Raw genomic sequence first — 18,984 nt, 5'->3', positions numbered from 1 at the left:
GTGCTCGCGCGCGACTCGGGGCGCTCGACCGCATATCTGGCTCAGAACCGCGCATTATCGGTGCCTGAAGGGCGCAGCAGCAAGCCGTAAGCTTAAAGCTACAAGCAAAAGCCCATCTGGACCTTGATTTGCCCCAGTCAGATCGCTGCTTTTGCTTTTTCCAGCTTCCAGCTGCTCTTTCCTAGAACAAATCGATCGGATCGACGTCCAGCGACCAGCGCACCTGGCGCCCGCCCGGCATGCTTTCGAGGATCGGCAGCCAGCACGACAGCAGGCGGTGCAGCGGCACGCGGGCGCTGCTCATCAGCAGCAGCTGGGCGCGGAAGCGGCCGGCGCGGCGTTCCATGGGCGCCGGCACCGGGCCGAGCAGCTCGACGTCGCTACCCAGCTGCGCCTGCAGGCGCTCGGCTTCGGCGCAGGCTTCTTCGAGGAAGCCTTCGGCCTGGCCCGGCTTGTGCGCCTCGGCGCGCAGCAGGGCCAGGTGGCAGAACGGCGGCAGGCCGGCGGTGCGGCGCTCGGCCAGGGCCTGGTCGGCGAAGGCGAAGTAGCCCTGCTCGGTGAGTTGCACCAGCAGCGGGTGGTCGGCCAGGTGCGTCTGGATCAGCACCCGGCCGGGCTCTTCGGCGCGCCCGGCGCGGCCGGCGACCTGGACGATCTGCTGGGCCATGCGCTCGCTGGCGCGGAAGTCGGCGGAGAACAGCCCGCCGTCGGCGTCGAGGATGGCCACCAGGGTGACGCGCGGGAAGTGGTGGCCCTTGGCGAGCATCTGGGTGCCGACCAGGATGCACGGCTCGCCCTTGTTGATGGTGGCGAACAGGTCGCGCATGGCGTGCTTGCGCGAGGTGCTGTCGCGGTCGATGCGCAGCACCGGGTAGTCGGGGAAGAGGATGCGCAGGCGCTCCTCGGCGCGCTCGGTGCCGGCGCCGACCGGGCGCAGGTCCAGTTGGCCGCACTTGGGGCACTGGCGCGGCGGGCGCTCGCGGTGGTCGCAGTGGTGGCAGCGCAGCTCGCCGGAGCCCTGGTGCAGCGTCATCCGCGCGTCGCAGCGCGGGCACTGGCTGATCCAGCCGCAGTCGTGGCACAGCAGGGTCGGGGCGAAGCCGCGGCGGTTCAGGTACACCAGCACCTGCTGGCCGGCGCCGAGGGTTTCGCCGATGGCGCGTTGCAGCGGCATCGACAGGCCGGCGTCCAGCGGCAGGCTCTTCACGTCCAGGCGCTGGAACTTCGGCGCCTGGGCGCCGCCGGCGCGCTGCGTCAGGCGCAGCAGGCCGTAGCGGCCGCTGGCGGCGTTGTGCAGGCTCTCCAGCGAGGGCGTGGCCGAGCCGAGCAGAATCGGCACCTTCTCCAGGCGCGCGCGCACCAGGGCCAGGTCGCGGGCGTGGTAGCGCAGGCCTTCCTGCTGTTTATAGGAGGCGTCGTGCTCCTCGTCGATGATGATCAGCCCGGGGTTCTTCAGCGGGGTGAACAGCGCCGAGCGGGTGCCGATGACGATGTCCGCCTCGCCGTCGCGGGCCGCCAGCCAGGCGTCCAGGCGCTCGCGGTCGGTCAGCGCCGAGTGCAGCAGGGCGATGCGCGCGTTGAAGCGGCGCTCGAAGCGGCTCAGCGTCTGCGGGCCGAGGTTGATCTCGGGGATCAGCACCAGCGCCTGCTTGCCGGCCTCCAGCACCTGGTGGATCAGCTGCAGGTAGACCTCGGTCTTGCCGCTGCCGGTGACGCCGGCCAGCAGGTAGCTGTGGAACGCGCCGAAGCCGGCGCGCACCGCTTCGCAGGCGGCGCGCTGCTCGGCGTTGAGCGGCAGCTCGGCCTGGGCCAGCCAGCCGCCGTGGTGCTCCGCCGGCACGTGGCGGCGGCTCTCCAGCGTGGCCAGGCCCTTTTCCACCAGCAGGTCGAGGCTGTCCTTGTTGATGTCCAACTGGCCGAGCAGTTCATGGAGCACGCCATGGGGGTGTTGCTGCAGCGTCTGCAGGGCCTGGCGCTGGCGCGGCGCGCGGGCCAGGCGCGGATCGTCCAGGCGCGCGCCGGGGACGGCGAGCCAGAAGCGCTGCACCCGCGCCTCGGCCGGCTCGCCCTGGCGCAGCAGGTTGGGCAGTGCCCAGGACAGGGTGTCGCCGAGGCTGTGCTGGTAGTACTGCGCGGTCCAGCGGCACAGCTCCAGCAGGTGCGCCGGCATCGGCGGCTCGCGGTCGAGCACGGCCAGCGCCGGGCGCAGCTTGTCCTCGGGCACTTGCGAGCTGTCCGCCAGCTCCACCAGCACGCCGACGATCTCGCGGCGGCCGAAGGGCACGCGCAGGCGCACGCCGGGCTGCAGGCGGCAGGGGTCGAGCCCGCGCGGCGGCAGGTAGTCGAACAGGCGGCGCAGCGGCGAGGGCAGGGCGAGGCGCAGGATGCTGGGTCGGGGCACGCTGTGGGCTTTCCGGGGCGTGGTGAGGCGGCGATCTTAGCACGGGGCGCGGCGACGGTCGGTCGGCGCCCCGACTTGCGCTGGACAAAGTCTCTGGTATGATCCACGCCCTTAATTTGCGTGCGGTGCCCGGTAAAAGATCCCGCCCGCGGTCCTCGAAGGCCGTGGCTCGGCTTCTGCCAGAGACTGGGTGGCGGCACACCAACCAGAGGAAGACATCATGAAACCGGAAATCCATCCCGCGTACGAAGAAATCGAAGCCACCTGCAGCTGCGGCAACGTGATCAAGACCCGTTCGACCCTGTGCAAAGGCATCCACCTGGACGTCTGCTCCGAATGCCACCCGTTCTACACCGGCAAGCAGAAAGTCGTGGACACCGGCGGCCGTATCGATCGCTTCAACCAGCGTTTCGCCATGTTCGGCGGCAAGAAGTAAGAGCGATTTCCGGAAAAGCCCCGATGGCCTTTCCCGATCTGCTGAAAAAGGCGCCCCTGCGGGGCGCCTTTTTTGTGCTCGCGATTTGCCTGGGCGCACCGGCCCTGGCGGCGTCCTGCCCGGCGCCCAGCGGCGCCGGCACGGTGCGCGTGGCGCGGGTGGTGGATGGCGACACCCTGAAGCTGGCCGATGGCCGCAACGTGCGCCTGATCGGCGTCAACGCCCCGGAGCTGGCCCACGGCGGGCGCAGCACCGAGCCCTTCGCCGAGGCCGCGCGGCAACGCCTGCAGGCGCTGGTGGCGGCCAACGACGGCGAATTAGGGTTGCAGCTCGGACGCCAGGGCAAGGACCATTACGGCCGCACCCTGGCCCACCTGTACGACCGCCAGGGGCGCAACATCGAGGCGCAATTGCTGGCCGAGGGCCTGGGCTATCTGGTGGCGGTGGCGCCCAACACCGAGCTGACCGCCTGCCAGCAGGCTGCCGAGCGCGAGGCGCGCAAGGCCGGCCGTGGCCTGTGGAAACGCCCGCCGGTGCAGGACGCGCAAACCCTGCACCAGAGCGGCTTCGTCATCGTCCGCGGGCGCGTCGCCCAGGTGCAGCGCAACCGAGGTGGCCTGTGGCTGGAGATGGACGGTTCGCTGGTCCTGCGGATCGAGCCTAAGCTGTTGAAAGCGTTCGATAAGCGCACGCTGGAGGCGCTGCCCGGGCGCACCCTGGAAGCGCGCGGCTGGGTGATCGACCGCGCCGCGCGCGGCGCCGTGAAACCGGGGCAGGCACGCTGGATGCTGCCCATCACCGACCCGGCCATGCTGGAGCTGCTGCCATGACCAAGACAAGGATGCTGTTGCTCACCTGCCTGTTCACGCTGGGCGGCGTGCTGGGCGGCTGCGCGGTCAACCCCGCCACCGGCGAGACCGACTTCGTCACCATGAGCGAGCGGGACGAACTGGCCCTCGGCCGCCAGGCCAGCCAGGAAGCGGCCAAGCAGTACCCGCGCTACGCCGACGAGAAGCTCCAGGCCTACGTGCAGCAGGTGGGCGAGCGCGTCGCCCGGGTCGGCGACCGGCCCACCCTGCAGTACCGCTTCACCGTGGTCGACAGCCCCGACATCAACGCCTTCGCCCTGCCCGGCGGCTACATCTACATCCACCGCGGGCTGATGGCCTACCTCAATTCCGAAGCCGAGCTGGCCGCGGTGCTGGGCCACGAGATCGGCCACGTCACCGCCCGCCACAGCGTGCGCCAGCAGAGCCAGGCCAGCGCCTGGAACGTGCTCGGCGCGGCCGTGGCCATCGGCACCGGGGTCAGCGCCGCCGGAGACCTCACCAACGTCCTCGGCACCGCCGTGGTGCGCGGCTACGGCCGCGACATGGAGCTGCAGGCCGACGGACTGGGCGCCAAGTACCTGGCCCGCGCCGGTTACGACCCCAAGGCGATGATCCAGGTGGTGCGGGTGCTGAAGAACCAGGAGGACTACGCCCGCCAGGTCGCCCAGGCCAAGGGCGAGGCGGTGCAGCCGGTGGGGTATCACGGCTTGTTCGACACCCACCCGGACAACGACCGGCGCCTGCAGGAGGTGCTGGGCCCGGCCCAGGCCCTGGCCGGCGGCCAGCAGGAGGTCGGCCGCGACCGCTACCTGAAAGCCATCGACGGCATGCCCTTCGGTGATTCCGCCGAATCCGGCATCCGCCGCGGGCAAAGCTTCTACCACGGCGAGTTGGGCTTCACCCTCGCCTACCCCGCCGGCTGGGGCATGCTCAACCAGCCCACCGCGCTGATCGGCTACCCCGAGGACCAGCAGGCCTACATCGGCATGAAGCTGGTGCCGCGCGACGGCCAGCTGAGCCCGCTGGAATACCTGCGCAAGGGCGCCGGCGGCCGCCTGGCCGACGAGCAGGAACTGAACCAGGCCGGCCTGAAGGGCGCCGCCGCGGTGATCCCCGGTTCGCCCGCGCGACGCGTGGCGGTGATCTACAAGGACCAGGGCGCCTACCTGTTCGTGGGTGTGGTCAAAGGCCGCGCCTCGCTGGAAAGCCGCGACGCCGAGTTCCTCTCGGTGATCCGCAGTTTCCGCCCGCTGCGCGCCGACGAACGGAAGCTGGCCGAGCCGCGGCGCCTGCAACTGGTCCAGGCGAAGGCCGGGCAAAGCCTGGAACAGCTGGCAAAGGGCGGAAACGAGCCGGAATCTGACGCGATTTCTCGTATACGATTGCTAAACGATTTGTATCCAGCTGGTCAGCCAAAACCCGGGGAATGGTTGAAAATCGTGCGTTAGCAGCATTGACACCGCAGCCCTGAAGCTATCTTGGCAGGCGCTTTCTTCCCGCGTATGCTCGGTCGCCCGTCTGTCCAACAAGCAATAAAGCGGAAGTGCCAAAAATGTCTGATCTCAAGACCGCTGCCCTCGAATATCACGCGCAACCCCGCCCCGGGAAACTCAGCGTCGAGCTGACCAAGCCCACCGTCACCGCCCGCGACCTGTCGCTGGCCTACAGCCCGGGCGTGGCCGAGCCGGTCCGCGAGATCGCCCGTGACGCCGAACTGGCCTACAAGTACACCGGCAAGGGCAACCTGGTCGCGGTGATCTCCGACGGCACCGCCATCCTCGGCCTGGGCAACCTCGGCCCGCTGGCCTCCAAGCCGGTCATGGAAGGCAAGGGCGTGCTGTTCAAGCGTTTCGCCGGCATCGACGTGTTCGACATCGAGGTCGACGCCGAGAGCCCGCAGGCCTTCATCGACACCGTCAAGCGCATCTCCATCACCTTCGGCGGCATCAACCTGGAAGACATCAAGGCGCCGGAGTGCTTCGAGATCGAGCGCGCGCTGATCGAGCAGTGCGACATCCCGGTGTTCCACGATGACCAGCACGGCACCGCCATCGTCACCGCCGCCGGCATGCTCAACGCCCTGGAAATCGCCGGCAAGAACCTGGAAAGCGCGAAGATCGTCTGCCTGGGCGCCGGCGCCGCCGCCATCTCCTGCATGAAGCTGCTGGTGAGCATGGGCGCCAAGGTCGAGAACATCTACATGATCGACCGCCAGGGCGTGATCCACGCCGGCCGCACCGACCTGAACCAGTACAAGGCGGTGTTCGCCACCGAGACCGACAAGCGCACCCTGGACGATGCCCTCGACGGCGCCGACGTGTTCGTCGGCCTGTCCGGCGCCAACCTGCTCAGCGCCGAAGGCCTCAAGCGCATGGCGCCGAACCCGATCGTCTTCGCCTGCTCCAACCCGGACCCGGAGATCAAGCCGGAACTGGCCCACGCCACCCGCAACGACGTGATCATGGCCACCGGCCGTTCGGACTACCCGAACCAGGTGAACAACGTGCTGGGCTTCCCCTTCATCTTCCGCGGTGCCCTGGACGTGCGCGCCACCCGCATCAACGAAGAGATGAAGATCGCCGCCGCCCTGGCCCTGCGCGACCTGGCCAAGGAGCCGGTGCCCAAGGACGTGTGCGAGGCCTACGGCGTGTCGTCCCTGGAGTTCGGCCGCGAGTACATCATTCCGAAACCCATGGACAAGCGCCTGATCACCGTGGTCTCCGATGCCGTGGCCAAGGCCGCCATCGAGAGCGGCGTGGCTACCCTGCCGTATCCGAAGCACTATCCGCTGCAGTCGGTGGAAGACGTGTTCAAGGGCTGACCGGGCCGCTCTCTTCGGCTTGAGGCCGAAGGTGAAAGCGCCGTTTCTTCCGTGAGGGGGAACGGCGTTTTCGTTTCTGGGGCTTTGTAGGAGCGAGCTTGCTCGCGAAGGGGGGCCCCCGGTGATTCCGCTGCCTTGGCTTGGCTCCGCTCCCTCTCCCTAACCCTCGGCTGCGCGCCCCGCCCTGAAGGGAGAGGGGACCGTTCGGAGTGCGCTGATGCTTCGGCGTTGGCCGGCGAGCACAGGGACTACCGGCTGAAACCAAGCCTTCTCTCGGCACGGACTAGCCCCCTCTCCCTCTGGGAGAGGGCTGGGGTGAGGGATGCGGAGCCAACCCGAAACACCACCGTCACCGGGAGCTCCATTCGCGAGCAAGCTCGCTCCTACGAAAAGCCGTGCCCACCCGGACGCTGGGCGCGGCCTCTAAACACCCTGCAACACCCCTCCACAGGCATCCCGGGGCAGGGGACTATGCTGTAGAAAGGCGCCGCCCCTTCATTCGCCCGCGGCGCCGCTTCGGTCCTGGCCGGGGAGGCGTGCCATGCTCACGCTGTTTCGCCGCTGCGCTTTGCTCCTGCTGCTGTTCGCGGCCGGGGCGCTGGCGGCCCCGCCGGCGGTGGTGCTGACGGTGGACGGGGCCATCGGCCCGGCGACTTCCGACTACGTGGTGCGCGGCCTGCAGCGTGCCGTGGACGAGGGCGCGCCCCTGGTGGTGCTGCGCATGGACACCCCCGGCGGGCTGGACAGCGCCATGCGCGACATCGTCAAGGCGATCCTCACCAGCCCCATCCCCGTGGTCGGCTACGTCGCCCCCAGCGGAGCGCGGGCGGCCAGCGCCGGCACCTATATCCTCTATGCTTGCCACCTCGCCGCCATGGCCCCGGGCACCAACTTGGGCGCCGCCACCCCGGTGCAGATCGGCGCGCCCGGCGCCCCGGAAAAGCCCCAGGGCAAGGACGGCAAGCCAGCCGTCAGCGAGGAGGACACCCTCAAGCGCAAGCAGGTCAACGACGCGGCGGCCTACATCCGTGGCCTGGCGCAGCTGCGCGGGCGCAATGCCGAATGGGCCGAGCGCGCGGTGCGCGAAGCGGTCAGCCTGTCCGCCGAGGAAGCCGTGAAGCAGAAGGTCGTCGACCTGCAGGCCGGCGACCTCGACCAGTTGCTGCGCGCCATCGACGGGCGCAAGGTGCAGGTGGCGGGGCAGGCGCTGAGCATCCACAGCGCCGGTCTCGCCTGGGTCGAGCACCAGCCCGACTGGCGCACCCGCCTGCTGGCGGTGATCACCGACCCCAGCGTGGCGCTGCTGTTGCTGATGATCGGCGTGTACGGGCTGATCTTCGAATTCGCCAACCCCGGCCTGGCGCTGCCCGGCGTACTCGGCGGCATCTGCCTGCTGCTCGGGCTCTACGCCATGCAGCTGCTGCCGGTGAACTACGCGGGGGTGGCGCTGATCGTCCTCGGCCTGGCCTTCATGGCCGCCGAGGCCTTCGTGCCCAGCTACGGCAGCCTGGGCATCGGCGGCATCGCCGCCTTCGTGATCGGCGGGCTGATCCTGCTGGACACCGACGCGCCGGGCTTCGGCATTCCCCTGGGGCTGATCGTCGGCGTGGCCACGGTCAGCGCGCTGTTCATCGCCGGGGTGCTGGGCGTGGCCATGAAGAGCCGGCAGCGCCAGGTGGTCAGCGGCGCGGCCGGCCTGGTGGGCAGCCTGGCGACCGTGGACGCGGTGGCCGACGGGGATGCCCACGCCGGCTGGGTACAACTGCAGGGCGAACAGTGGCAGGTCCGCTGCGCCCGGACCCTGCGCGCCGGCCAGCGGGTCAAGGTGCTGGCGCGCGACGGCCTGCGCCTGGAGGTGGCGGCCGACGACGAATCGGGAGGTGACTGATGGGTATTCCCTTCGGACTGCTGGTGGCGCTGGTCCTGCTGCTGATGCTGGTGGCCAGCGCCCTGCGCATCCTGCGCGAATACGAACGCGGGGTGGTGTTCCAGCTCGGCCGTTTCTGGAAGGTCAAGGGCCCGGGGTTGGTGCTGGTGATCCCGGTGGTGCAGCAGATGGTCCGCGTCGACCTGCGCACCGTGGTGCTCGACGTGCCGCCGCAGGACGTGATCTCCCGCGACAATGTCTCGGTGAAGGTCAACGCGGTGGTGTACTTCCGCGTGCTCGATCCGCAGAAGGCCATCATCCAGGTGGAGAACTTCCTCGCCGCCACCAGCCAGCTGGCCCAGACCACGCTGCGCGCGGTGCTCGGCAAGCACGAGCTGGACGAGATGCTGGCCGAGCGCGAGCGCCTGAACCTGGACATCCAGAAGGTGCTGGACGCGCAGACCGACGCCTGGGGCATCAAGGTGGCCAACGTCGAGATCAAGCACGTCGACCTCAACGAGTCCATGGTCCGCGCCATCGCCCGCCAGGCCGAGGCCGAGCGCGAGCGGCGGGCCAAGGTGATCCATGCCGAGGGCGAGCTACAGGCCTCGGAGAAGCTGATGCAGGCCGCGCAGATGCTCTCCCGCGAGCCCGGCGCCATGCAGCTGCGCTACATGCAGACGCTGGGCAGCATCGCCGGCGACAAGAACTCCACCATCGTCTTCCCCATGCCCATCGACCTGCTCAAGGGGCTGCTCGAAACAAATGGACAGACTAAGAAGTGACTGACGGCAGGTTGGATGGGGCTGAGGCGTCTACCCTGTAGGTTTTCTGAAAATTCCTTACCGTCCCCTTGCGGACGGACTACGGGGGAAACCATGAGCTACCGCAACCTGGCGGCCCTGACCCTAGTGTCATCCGCCCTTTTCGCCGGCTGCGCCGGCTCCCCGCAGATGAGCTGGTCGCGCGTCGGCGACTCCGCCCAGCGCGCCGTCCTCGACCCCGGCACCTGGGCGCCGGTGGCCGGCGCCGCGGTTATCGCCGCCGGCAACTGGGACCACAAGTGGCAGAAGTCCGCGGCCAACCACGAATGGCTGTTCGGCGGCGACGCCAACTCCGCCGCCGACCACATGCTCAACGCCAGCACCGCGCTGAGCGTGGTCACCGGCCTGGTGGCTGCGCCCAGGGGCAGCGAGGACGAGGAGAAGTGGAGCTGGCGCGGGCGCAACCTGGCGCTGCTGGCCACCGACCGCTACGCGGTGACCGGCCTGGTGGAGGAGTGGAAGGAGGTGTCCGGACGCGACCGCCCCGACGGCATCCCCGACGACTCCTTCCCCTCCAAGCACACGGCCGTGACCGCCGTGCACAACAGCTTCACCCGGCGCAACCTGGACTACATCGACATGGACCCGACCCTGCGCTTCACCGCCAAGGCCGGGCTCTACACGGTGGACGGGCTGACCGCGCTGGCGCGGGTGGAAGGCTCCAAGCACTACCCCACCGACACTTTGGTGGGCATGGCGGTGGGCAACCTCGCCGCCAACTTCACCTACAATCTGTTCCTTGAGGGATCGCCAGACAGCGCCTATTCCTTCGGTGTTCTGCCCGAAGCCGGTGGGGGAATGAGCCTGCGCGCGGCGATGCTTTTCTGAGTCCGCCCGCTTGCCGGTAGCGGGGCGCGGGCCTCGAGCAAGGAGAGCCATGCTGCTGCGTGCCCTGCTGATCGCCCTGGCCCTGCCGTTCTGCGCCCAGGCCGAGGAGCCGCTGAACCTGGTCGCCGACCGCTGGCCGCCCTATGCCGACGCGCAGATGCCCGGCCGCGGCCTGGCGGTGCATTTCGTCAGCACCGCGCTGACCCGCGCCGGCTACGCCATCCACTACGCCGAGGTGCCCTGGCCGCGGGCCCTGCACGGGGTACGCAACGGCGAGTACGACGTGCTGGTGGATTCCTGGTACAGCGCCGAGCGCGAGACCTTCGGGCAGTATTCCGAGCCCTACCTGGTGAACCGCCTGCGCTTCCTCAAGCGCAGGGGGTCGCCCATCGTCTTCGAGCGCCTGGCCGACCTCTACCCGTTCCGCATCGCCGTGGTCCGCGGCTACAGCTACACCCCCGAGTTCAACGAGGACCGCCGGCTGCACAAGGTGCCGGTGCTGTCCTTCCCCAACGCCGCGATGATGGTGGTCGCCGGCCGCGTCGAGCTGACATTGGAAGACGAGTGGACCGCCCGCTACATCCTCGAACACGACCTGAAGGACGAGCGCCACAAGCTGGAGTTCCTGCCCCAGCCGCTGTCGGAGAACCCGCTGTACATCCTGGTCAGCCGCGCCAACCCGCGCCACGCGCAGATAATCGAAGACTTCAACCGCGAACTGCGGCTGATGCGCGAGGACGGCAGCTACGACGCCTTCATGGACCTGCGCGGGCCCTGAGCCGGGCTCAGGCGGCGGCTTCCTGCTCGGCGCCGATCTCCTTCTTCAGCAGGTGCGCAGCCAGGCTGCGCAGCGGCGCCAGCTCGCGGCAGATCAGCGCCAGCTGCGTCTGCACCAGGCGCTGCGGGTCTTCCAGCTCCTCCGGCACCTGTTCCAGGCGCTTGGCCAGGTCTTCCTCGGTATCGCTGTGGATGGCCACCGGCTTGCGCTGGGCGAGGCTGGCGGCGATGTCGTCGAGGCTGGCGGTGAGCTGCTCGGCGGCTTCGCCGATCAGCGCGTTGGCCGGCGACTCCGGCAGGCGGTCGCGGTGCGCGCCCAGGGCCGAGAGGTAGCTGAGCAGGGTGTGCGAAAGCACCAGGAAGCGGAAGCCCAGCTCGGCGTCCTTGCGGAAGTGGCCGGGCTCCAGAAGCATGTTCGACAGCGTGGTGGAGAGCGTCGCGTCGGCGTTGTGGGCGTTGCGCCGGGCGGTGCGGTAGATGAGGTCGTCGCGCTTGCCGCTGGCGTACTGCTGCATGATCTCGCGCAGGTAGCGGGCGTTGCAGGCCAGGGTGCCGCCGACCAGGCTGTGCAGGCGCCGGCCCTGCCAGTCGGGGAGGATGAGGAACACCGCCAGGCCGGCGATGAAGGCACCGAGCAGGGTGTCGAACAGGCGCGGCAGGATCAGCCCGTAGCCGTTGCCCACCTGGTTGAAGCACAGCAGCACCAGCAGGGTGATGGCGGCAGTGGCCAGGGTGTAGCGGGTGCTGCGGGTGGCGAAGAAGGCCACCCCGGCGACCACCGCCAGCAGCGATTGCACCAGCGGGTTGGGGAACAGGTCGATCAGCGCCCAGCCGGCCACCAGGCCGACCAGGGTGCCGAGGATGCGCTGCACCAGGCGGATGCGCGTAGCGCCGTAGTTGGGCTGGCAGACGAACACCGTGGTCAGCAGGATCCAGTAGCCCTGGGTCGGGTGGATCAGGTGCAGCACGCCGTAGCCGGCGGTCAGCGTCAGGCCCAGGCGCAGGGCATGGCGGAACAGCAGCGAGGTGGGCGTGAGCTGCTGGCGGATGCGCTCGAAGGCATCGCGCAGCGAGCGCGGCGAGCGGTCCAGCAGGGCGCTGTCCTGTTCCTCGGCGAGGGCGTCGGGGTTGCTCGCGCCGCTGAGCTTGTGGTCGAGGGTGGCGAGGTTGCCGGCCAGGGCGCCGAGGGAGCGCAGCAGCGCGCGCCAGGCCGGGTTGCCCTGCTGGCGCAGGTATTCCAGCGAGGCCTGCAGGTCGGCCAGGGCCTGCTCGCTGTCGTTGTAGTCGAAGCGCTGGCGCAGGCGGATGGCCCGCGACAGCGCCTGGCAGGCCTTGCCCTGCTGGTTGAGCAGGCGCTGGCAGCGGAACAGCACGTCGCTGTGGAAGAAGGCCTCGGCCAGGCGGTTGTAGGGGTAGTGCGAGGAGCTGGCGCGCTCGTGGACGTCCTGGGCGATGAAGTACAGCTTCAGGTAGCGGCTCAGCTTGGGCCCCGGGCGGCCATGGCTGAGGCGGCTGAGGATGGTTTCCTTGGCCTGGTTGAGCGTCACCACCAGCCTGCCGTTCTGCCGCGCCAGGGCCAGGCGCCGGTCCTCGACGTCGAGCTGGCGCAGCGGCTCGAACAGCGTCGACTTGATCTTCAGGTACTCGCCCAGCTCGAAGTAGGCGCGGGCCAGCACCTGCTGCACCGGCTGGTTGGCGAAGAGCGCGTTCCACAGCACCGAGAGCACGCCGTACCAGGCCGCGCCGGCCACCAGCAGCAGCGGCTCCTGCCACAGGTCGCCGGGGGCGCCGCCGCGCTGGTCGACGCCGATCATGGTGTAGATGGACAGGATCAGCGTGGCCGAGGCGATGGCCGCATAGCGCTCGCCCAGCGCGCCCAGCAGCGTCATGCCGAACGCCGACAGGGCCAGGCCGGCGACGAACAGCCAGGGGTAGGGGAACAGCAGCTCCACCGCCAGCGCGGCGATGAGGAAGCACGCCAGGGTCACCAGCAACGCCTTCAGGCGGCCCAGCCAGTGGTCGTCGGTCTCGGCCAGGGCGCTGGCGATGATGCCCAGGAACAGCGGGATCACCAGCTCGGTGCGGCCCAGCAGCAGGCAGGCGGCCATGGCCCCGGCCAGGGCGATGAACACCCGCAGGCTGTAGGCGAACTTGTCCAGCGCCCACAGGCGCCGCAGGGTCTCGAACAAGGGGGAGGAAAGCATGCGCGTCGGGGACTTCCGAGGTGTCTCTGCGCTGAGACTAGCGGATCGCCTGGCGCGCGGCTATTGGTTGCGGGGGATGCTTTTCGTGGGAGCGAGCTTGCTTGCGAAAGGTGCTTGCCCTGAAGAGCGCCCTCTCCCTAACCCTCGGCTGCGCGCCCCGCCCTGAAGGGAGAGGGGACCGTTCGGAGTGGATGAGTATCCCGCAGTCAGCCGGCAGCTCCGTCGGTTTTCGGCTGAAACCATTCCTCCTCTCGGCACGGACAAGCCCCCTCTCCCTTCAGGGAGAGGGCTGGGGAGAGGGGACGGCGGTGACCTCATGCACCGTTATGACCAGGAAACTCCGTTCGCGAGCAAGCTCGCTCCTACGAAGAGCCCCGCGCGTCAGAGGATGCGCACCTTGAACGAACGCCCCTTGATCCTGCCTTCCTGCAGGCGCTTGAGCGCCGCGTTGGCCTGGTCGCGCTGCACCGCCACGTAGGCCTGGAAGTCGAAGATGGCGATCTTGCCCACCGCGCTGCCGGGCAGGCCGGCGTCGCCGGTGAGGGCGCCGAGGATGTCGCCGGGGCGCAGCTTGTCCTTGCGCCCGCCGGCGATGTTCAGGGTGGTCATCGGCGGCAGCAGCGGCGCCGGGTTGGCGCGCAGGAAGTCGATGCGCTCCCAGTTCAGCGGCTTGCCCTGCAGGTCCTCGATGGCCTGGGCGCGGGAGGCTTCGGCCGGGGCCACCAGGGACAGCGCCAGGCCCTTCTCGCCGGCGCGGCCGCTGCGGCCGATGCGGTGCACGTGGACCTGGGCGTCGCGGCTCAGCTCGACGTTGATCACCGCCTCCAGGCCCTCGATGTCCAGGCCGCGGGCGGCCACGTCGGTGGCCACCAGCACGCTGCAGCTGCGGTTGGCGAACATCGCCAGCACCTGGTCGCGCTCGCGCTGCTCCAGGTCGCCGTGCAGGGCCAGGGCGGAAATCTTCTGCGCGTCCAGCGCCTGGGCCAGTTCCACGCACTGCTGGCGGGTGTGGCAGAAGGCTACGGCGGACTGCGGGCGGAAGTGCTGCAGCAGGCGCACCACGGCGTCCATGCGCTGGCGCGGCTCGATTTCGTAGAAGTGCTGTTCGATCTGGCTGTCGTCGTGCAGCGCCTCCACTTCCACGCGCTCGGGCTGGCGCAGGAACTTCGCCGCCAGTTGCTCGATGCCGGCCGGGTAGGTGGCCGAGAACAGCAGGCTCTGCCGGCGCGCCGGGAGCTGGCCGATGATGTCGGCGATGCTGTCGTAGAAGCCCATGTCGAGCATGCGGTCGGCCTCGTCCAGCACCAGGGTGTTCAGCCCGTCGAGCACCAGGGAGCCGCGGCGCAGGTGTTCCTGTACCCGCCCCGGGGTGCCGACCACCACGTGGGCGCCGTGCTCCAGCGAGCCGATCTGCGGGCCGAAGGGCACGCCGCCGCAGAGGGTCAGCACCTTGATGTTGTCGGCGGTGCGGGCCAGGCGGCGGATCTCCTTAGCCACCTGGTCGGCCAGCTCGCGGGTCGGGCACAGCACCAGCGCCTGGCAGCCGAAGTAGCGCGGGTTCAGCGGGCTGAGCAGGCCGATGCCGAAGGCCGCGGTCTTGCCGCTGCCGGTCTTGGCCTGGGCGATCAGGTCGCGGCCCTTGAGGATGACCGGCAGGCTGGCGGCCTGGATCGGCGTCATCTCTTTGTAACCGAGGGCTTCGAGGTTGGCGAGCAGGTCGGCGGAGAGGGGCAGGCTGGAGAAGGCGGTGGAGGTCACGAAGAAAAAACCCGACAGGCGTGTGGGCGCGCAGTGTAGCAGGAGGGGCGCCGCAGGGCCCTGGAGAAACGGGTAAAACCCGCGAATCCACTGGTGTTGGTCAACACCCGTCCGAAACGGACGGACGGTCGTATAGTGTATGTTTATACAGATTCGCTTTCCGCAGGTTTTTGTCGTAGAGTGCCTCCACTGTGTTTGCATGGGTCGCCGTCGATCGTGACCTGATGCGGTCGGTTATTCCACCCCGTCCTGCTCGACTCCTTGTAACTCCTTGCAACTCAGTTCCTGCCACTCTTTTGTGGCTATTTCTACATCTACGTTCCAAGGAGAACACCATGTCGAATCGTCAGAACGGCACCGTCAAATGGTTCAACGAGACCAAAGGCTACGGCTTCATCACCCCTGAGAGCGGCCCGGACGTCTTCGTTCACTTCCGCGCCATCGAAGGCCACGGCTTCAAGACCCTGGCCGAAGGCCAGAAGGTCAGCTTCGAAGTCGTGCAAGGCCAGAAAGGCATGCAAGCCGAGCGCGTTCAGGTAATCAACTAAGATTCCCTGGCGTCGCCGAAAACCCCGGATGGAAACATCCGGGGTTTTTTGTTGCCTGATTGGCGTAGGCCATCTGTACTGCCATTGCCCCCGACTCCGGAGCCCGATCCATGAAACCGCGCCTCGCCGGCCTGTTGCTGGCCTTCATCTGCCCCACGCTGTTCGCCGCGCAGCCGGCCACCTGGGGTTGGGTCGAGCAGGCCAGGCTGATGCCGGAGAACGCCCTGCTCAAGGTGCGCCTGGACACCGGCCTGCAGACCTCGGTGATGGACGCGCGCAACCTGGTGAAGATCCGCAAGAACGAGCAGCGCTGGGTGCAGTACGACATCCTGGTCAAGGACGCGGCGACCGGCCAGGTGCAGCGCCTGCCCTTCGAGCGGCCCGTCGAGCGCACCCTCAAGGTTCGCGGCGCCAACGGCATCGAGCATCGTCCGGTGGTGAGCATGGACCTGTGCCTGGGCGACAAGGTCTACCGCGAGCAGTTCGCCCTGGCCGACCGCGAGGGCAGCGACTACCCGGTGCTGCTGGGCCGCCGCAGCCTGGAGCACCTGGGCGCCGTGGACGTGTCGAAGACGCTGACCACACCGCCCACCTGCAAGCCCTGATTCAGTGCCCGTCGTCGGGCTCCAGGCGCCGCGGCGCCTGGGCCGAGCGGCCGTCGTCGCGGGCCAGCTGGAAGAAGATCGCCGCCGCCGCCATCGACATCAGCCCGACGCTCAGGTAGGTGGCGTGGAAGGCGCCCAGCACGTCGCCGGCGTTGACCTCCACGTCGCTCTTGAAGCCGCCCAGCAGCGCCGCCGCGCAGGCCACGCCGAGGCCGATGGACAGCTGCATCACCACCGACAGCAGGCTGTTGCCGGCGCTGGCGTTGTCGTCGCGCAGGTCGATCAGCGTCAGGGTGTTCATCGCCGTGAACTGCAGCGAGTTGACCCCGCCCAGCAGGCCCAGGTGGATCAGCAGCCAGAGGTAGGGCGTGTCCTGGTCGATCAGGCCCAGGCCGGCGATCAGCGAGCCCAGCAGCAGAGTGTTGCCCACCAGCAGGCGGCGGTAGCCGAACAGGTCGAGGATGCCCTTGGCCAGCGGCTTGACCACCATGGCCATGGCCGCCAGCGGGATCATGGTCATGCCCGCCTTGGCCGGCGCGAAGCCCAGGCCCACCTGCAGCAGCAGCGGCGTGAGGAAGGGCAGGGCGCCGCTGCCCAGGCGGGCGAACAGGTTGCCCAGTACGCCGACGGCGAAGGTGCGCGTCTTGAACAGGCTGGGCGGGAACAGCGGCGCCTCGACGTTGAGGGCGCGCAGCCAGTAGGCGGCCAGCAGCACCAGGCCGCCGATCAGCAGCATCACCACCCGCACGTGGGGCATGTGCAGCTCGCCCAGGCCTTCCAGGGCGATGGTGATCAGCACCATGGCGCCGCCGAAGAGCAGGAAGCCGGGGCCGTCGAAGCGGCTGAGCGTGGCGCCGCGCAGGTCGGGCATGAGGCGGATGGCGAAGACGATGCCGAGCAGGCCCACCGGGATGTTGATGAGGAAGATCCAGTGCCAGCTGGCGTATTCCACCAGCCAGCCGCCGAGGGTCGGGCCGGTCAGCGGGCCGAGCAGGCCGGGGATGGTGACGAAGCTGAGCACCCGCACCAGGTCGCTGCGCGGGTACACGCGCAGGATCACCAGGCGCCCCACCGGCATCATCAGCGCGCCGCCCAGGCCCTGCACCATGCGGGCGACGACCAGCACCCCGAGGCTCGGCGAGAGCGCGCAGAACAGCGAGCCGAGGCTGAACAGGAAGATCGCGAAGATGAACACCCGGCGCGTGCCGAAGCGGTCGGCGATCCAGCCGGAGGCGGGGATCAGCAGCGCCACTGTGAGCAGGTACGAGATGACCACCGCCTGCATGCGCAGCGGGTCCTCGTTCAGCGAACGGGCCATGCTCGGCAGCGCGGTGTTGAGGATGGTGCCGTCCAGCGCCTGCATGAAGAAGGCGACGGCCACCAGCCAGGGAAGGATGCGGGCGATGCGCGGGGTGAGGATGAAGGGCTCGCTCATGATGGGTCCTTGTTCGGCTCCCGCAAGCATAGGCGGGGAGGGCGGTGCTGCGCGAGGGGCGCGCCAGAGCCGTTGCGCTGGCGCGGCGGTGCGCCTGTGCTGGACCTGAAGGGGCTTTCGAGGGGATCGGCAGGCATTCGCCGCGACCCGGGCGCAGGCGCCGCAAGTTCGCGCCGAGGTGGCGGAACAATGGCACCCGCCGCCAGTCCAATCTGCGTCCCGCACACCTTCGGCGCGGGACGCCACTGCATCAGGAGATGTCGATGACCGTCAGATTCCGTGTCACCTGCGCCGCCGCGGCGCTGCTCGCCGCCAGTTCCGCCTTCGCCTTCAACCTGGGGGACGCCGCCAAGGCGGTGTCCGGCGTGGCCGAGGGCGGCAACCCGGCCCAGGTGGCTTCCACCCCGCAGACCAGCGGCCTGCTCGGCGCCCTCACCGGGCAGCTGGGCGTCAGCGACGAGCAAGCCATCGGCGGCACCGGCGCGCTGCTCGGCCTGGCCAAGAACAAACTCAGCGGCACCGACTACACCCAGTTGGTGAAGGCCGTGCCGGGCCTGGACAAGCTCAGCGGCGCCAACGCCCTGGGCGGCCTCGGCGGCAGCCTGGGCAACCTCGGCGGCGCCGGCGCCAAGGGCCTGCTGGGCAACGTCGACAGCATGGGCGACGTGAACAGCGCCTTCAGCACCCTGGGCATGGACCAGGGCATGACCGGCAAATTCGCCAGCGTGCTGCTGGACTACTTCGGCAAGCAGGGCGTGAGCAGCAACCTGCTGGGCAGCCTGGGTAGCCTGTGGGGCGTGGGCGGCTGACGCTGGGTATATCCCTGTAGGAGCGCGCCCTGCGCGCGAATCGCGGGCAGGGCCCGCTCCTACAGTCCACCGAGAGGCATGGCGTTCCATTGTAGGAGCGGACCTTGTCCGCGATAGCCGGACGTCCCGGCGCAATTCCGACGGCGAGGTCGGCGCCTGCTGGGGCGATGGGTATCGCTTCGCTCAACGCCATCCTACGGTTAAACCTGACGGAGCGTTCGGAACGAAGGGCATGGCCATCAGTCGAATCCGTTGACCGCCCATGCCGAGGCGGGACCTGCCTGCCGCGGAGCCTCCGATGATCGCCCGAGCCCTTCCCATCCTCGCCGCCTGCGCCTGGCTGGTGGCCTTCCCGGCCGCCGCCGAGACCTTCGAGGAAATCCCCAGCGCCGAGTCCGGTGCCGCAGCCACGGCCGCCAACGGCCTGGTGGAGACCCTCGGCCAGCGCCTGAACATCAGCGACGAGCAGGCCATCGGTGGCGCCGGCGCCTTGATCGGCCTGGCCATGAACCGCCTGGACGACAGCCAGGGCACGCAGTTGCAGAAGAGCCTGCCGGGGCTGGACCAGCTGTCCTCGGGCAACCTCGGCGGCGGCATCGGCGCCCTGCTGGGCGGCGCCGGGCAGTTGCTCGGCGGCATCCAGAACCTGCAGGACGTCGACCAGGTGTTCAACGTGCTGGGCATGAGCGAAGGCATGGTCGACCGGTTCGCCAGCGTGATGCTCGATTACCTGGTCAAGCAGGGCCTGAACAGCCAATTGCTGGGCACCCTAGGCAAGCTCTGGGAAAGCGCCCCGCTGCCTTCCACGCCAGCCACCACGGTGGCCGGCAAGGCGATCTAG

The 18,984-nt window shown here is 69.1% G+C and carries 16 protein-coding genes; 12 read left to right on the top strand and 4 right to left on the bottom strand.

Features of this window, described 5'->3' with window-relative positions; all coding sequences use genetic code 11:
* Positions 1–181: 181 nt before the first annotated feature.
* On the bottom strand, positions 182–2,401 hold the full coding sequence (locus tag PM1_RS27795) for a primosomal protein N' (protein WP_009615431.1): 2,220 nt from the start codon (positions 2,399–2,401) through the stop codon (positions 182–184).
* A gap of 220 nt (positions 2,402–2,621) precedes the next feature.
* Between PM1_RS27795 and rpmE the strand changes: the two genes are divergently transcribed.
* The 8 genes from rpmE (at position 2,622) to PM1_RS27755 (ending at position 10,785) form a co-directional block, all read left to right on the top strand.
* Complete coding sequence (gene rpmE, locus PM1_RS27790) at positions 2,622–2,837, top strand: 50S ribosomal protein L31 (RefSeq protein WP_009615432.1); 216 nt, start codon at positions 2,622–2,624, stop codon at positions 2,835–2,837.
* A gap of 23 nt (positions 2,838–2,860) precedes the next feature.
* On the top strand, positions 2,861–3,667 hold the full coding sequence (locus PM1_RS27785; RefSeq protein ID WP_009615435.1) for a thermonuclease family protein: 807 nt from the start codon (positions 2,861–2,863) through the stop codon (positions 3,665–3,667).
* Complete coding sequence (locus PM1_RS27780) at positions 3,664–5,115, top strand: M48 family metalloprotease (protein WP_009615437.1); 1,452 nt, start codon at positions 3,664–3,666, stop codon at positions 5,113–5,115. Before PM1_RS27785 ends, PM1_RS27780 begins: the two co-directional genes overlap by 4 nt.
* 104 nt (positions 5,116–5,219) lie before the next feature.
* A complete protein-coding gene (locus PM1_RS27775; RefSeq protein ID WP_009615444.1) occupies positions 5,220–6,488 on the top strand; it encodes a malic enzyme-like NAD(P)-binding protein in 1,269 nt (422 codons plus the stop codon).
* 541 nt (positions 6,489–7,029) lie between these two features.
* Entirely contained in the window at positions 7,030–8,376 is a 1,347-nt protein-coding gene (locus PM1_RS27770; RefSeq protein WP_009615445.1) for an NfeD family protein, read from the top strand.
* A complete protein-coding gene (locus tag PM1_RS27765; protein ID WP_141766302.1) occupies positions 8,373–9,140 on the top strand; it encodes a slipin family protein in 768 nt (255 codons plus the stop codon). Before PM1_RS27770 ends, PM1_RS27765 begins: the two co-directional genes overlap by 4 nt.
* Before the next feature lie 93 nt (positions 9,141–9,233).
* Positions 9,234–10,007 carry a phosphatase PAP2 family protein gene (locus tag PM1_RS27760; RefSeq protein WP_009615447.1) on the top strand — a complete coding sequence of 258 codons (774 nt, stop codon included), beginning with the start codon at positions 9,234–9,236 and terminating at the stop codon, positions 10,005–10,007.
* A gap of 49 nt (positions 10,008–10,056) precedes the next feature.
* Complete coding sequence (locus PM1_RS27755) at positions 10,057–10,785, top strand: substrate-binding periplasmic protein (protein WP_009615448.1); 729 nt, start codon at positions 10,057–10,059, stop codon at positions 10,783–10,785.
* Positions 10,786–10,792: 7 nt separating this feature from the next.
* Here the strand turns inward: PM1_RS27755 and yccS are convergent, their stop codons facing one another.
* Both yccS and dbpA read right to left on the bottom strand, forming a co-directional pair.
* Positions 10,793–12,988, bottom strand: a complete 2,196-nt coding sequence (gene yccS, locus PM1_RS27750) for a YccS family putative transporter (protein WP_009615449.1) — start codon at positions 12,986–12,988, stop codon at positions 10,793–10,795.
* Between the two features lie 381 nt (positions 12,989–13,369).
* Positions 13,370–14,746, bottom strand: a complete 1,377-nt coding sequence (dbpA, locus tag PM1_RS27745; RefSeq protein WP_009615450.1) for an ATP-dependent RNA helicase DbpA — start codon at positions 14,744–14,746, stop codon at positions 13,370–13,372.
* Positions 14,747–15,081: 335 nt separating this feature from the next.
* Between dbpA and PM1_RS27740 the strand changes: the two genes are divergently transcribed.
* Together PM1_RS27740 and rloA3 are read left to right on the top strand one after the other, a co-directional pair.
* On the top strand, positions 15,082–15,294 hold the full coding sequence (locus PM1_RS27740) for a cold-shock protein (protein ID WP_009615451.1): 213 nt from the start codon (positions 15,082–15,084) through the stop codon (positions 15,292–15,294).
* A gap of 110 nt (positions 15,295–15,404) precedes the next feature.
* Positions 15,405–15,899 (top strand): retropepsin-like aspartic peptidase RloA3, encoded by a 495-nt coding sequence (gene rloA3 / locus PM1_RS27735; protein ID WP_009615452.1) that lies wholly within the window; start codon positions 15,405–15,407, stop codon positions 15,897–15,899.
* 1 nt (position 15,900) lies between these two features.
* Here the strand turns inward: rloA3 and mdtD are convergent, their stop codons facing one another.
* Entirely contained in the window at positions 15,901–17,334 is a 1,434-nt protein-coding gene (gene mdtD, locus PM1_RS27730) for a multidrug transporter subunit MdtD (RefSeq protein WP_009615453.1), read from the bottom strand.
* A gap of 263 nt (positions 17,335–17,597) precedes the next feature.
* On the opposite strand from mdtD, the gene PM1_RS27725 reads away from it, so the two are divergent.
* A complete protein-coding gene (locus tag PM1_RS27725) occupies positions 17,598–18,143 on the top strand; it encodes a DUF2780 domain-containing protein (RefSeq protein ID WP_009615454.1) in 546 nt (181 codons plus the stop codon).
* Positions 18,144–18,441: 298 nt separating this feature from the next.
* On the top strand, positions 18,442–18,984 hold the full coding sequence (locus PM1_RS27720; RefSeq protein ID WP_009615455.1) for a DUF2780 domain-containing protein: 543 nt from the start codon (positions 18,442–18,444) through the stop codon (positions 18,982–18,984).

The organism is Pseudomonas sp. M1 (assembly GCF_022760135.1).
GTDB lineage: Bacteria > Pseudomonadota > Gammaproteobacteria > Pseudomonadales > Pseudomonadaceae > Pseudomonas > Pseudomonas citronellolis.
Note: the sequence above shows the minus strand (reverse complement) of the source record. Positions and strands in the feature narration are given on the sequence as shown.

Bases quoted from the DNA above. Each gene is read 5' to 3' on its own strand.
- rpmE (WP_009615432.1), top strand. From the start codon at position 2,622: ATGAAACCGGAAATCCATCCCGCGTACGAAGAAATCGAAGCCACCTGC.
- PM1_RS27785 (WP_009615435.1), top strand. From the start codon at position 2,861: ATGGCCTTTCCCGATCTGCTGAAAAAGGCGCCCCTGCGGGGCGCCTTT.
- PM1_RS27780 (WP_009615437.1), top strand. From the start codon at position 3,664: ATGACCAAGACAAGGATGCTGTTGCTCACCTGCCTGTTCACGCTGGGC.
- PM1_RS27775 (WP_009615444.1), top strand. From the start codon at position 5,220: ATGTCTGATCTCAAGACCGCTGCCCTCGAATATCACGCGCAACCCCGC.
- PM1_RS27770 (WP_009615445.1), top strand. From the start codon at position 7,030: ATGCTCACGCTGTTTCGCCGCTGCGCTTTGCTCCTGCTGCTGTTCGCG.
- PM1_RS27760 (WP_009615447.1), top strand. From the start codon at position 9,234: ATGAGCTACCGCAACCTGGCGGCCCTGACCCTAGTGTCATCCGCCCTT.
- PM1_RS27755 (WP_009615448.1), top strand. From the start codon at position 10,057: ATGCTGCTGCGTGCCCTGCTGATCGCCCTGGCCCTGCCGTTCTGCGCC.
- yccS (WP_009615449.1), bottom strand. From the start codon at position 12,988: ATGCTTTCCTCCCCCTTGTTCGAGACCCTGCGGCGCCTGTGGGCGCTG.
- PM1_RS27740 (WP_009615451.1), top strand. From the start codon at position 15,082: ATGTCGAATCGTCAGAACGGCACCGTCAAATGGTTCAACGAGACCAAA.
- rloA3 (WP_009615452.1), top strand. From the start codon at position 15,405: ATGAAACCGCGCCTCGCCGGCCTGTTGCTGGCCTTCATCTGCCCCACG.
- mdtD (WP_009615453.1), bottom strand. From the start codon at position 17,334: ATGAGCGAGCCCTTCATCCTCACCCCGCGCATCGCCCGCATCCTTCCC.
- PM1_RS27725 (WP_009615454.1), top strand. From the start codon at position 17,598: ATGACCGTCAGATTCCGTGTCACCTGCGCCGCCGCGGCGCTGCTCGCC.
- PM1_RS27720 (WP_009615455.1), top strand. From the start codon at position 18,442: ATGATCGCCCGAGCCCTTCCCATCCTCGCCGCCTGCGCCTGGCTGGTG.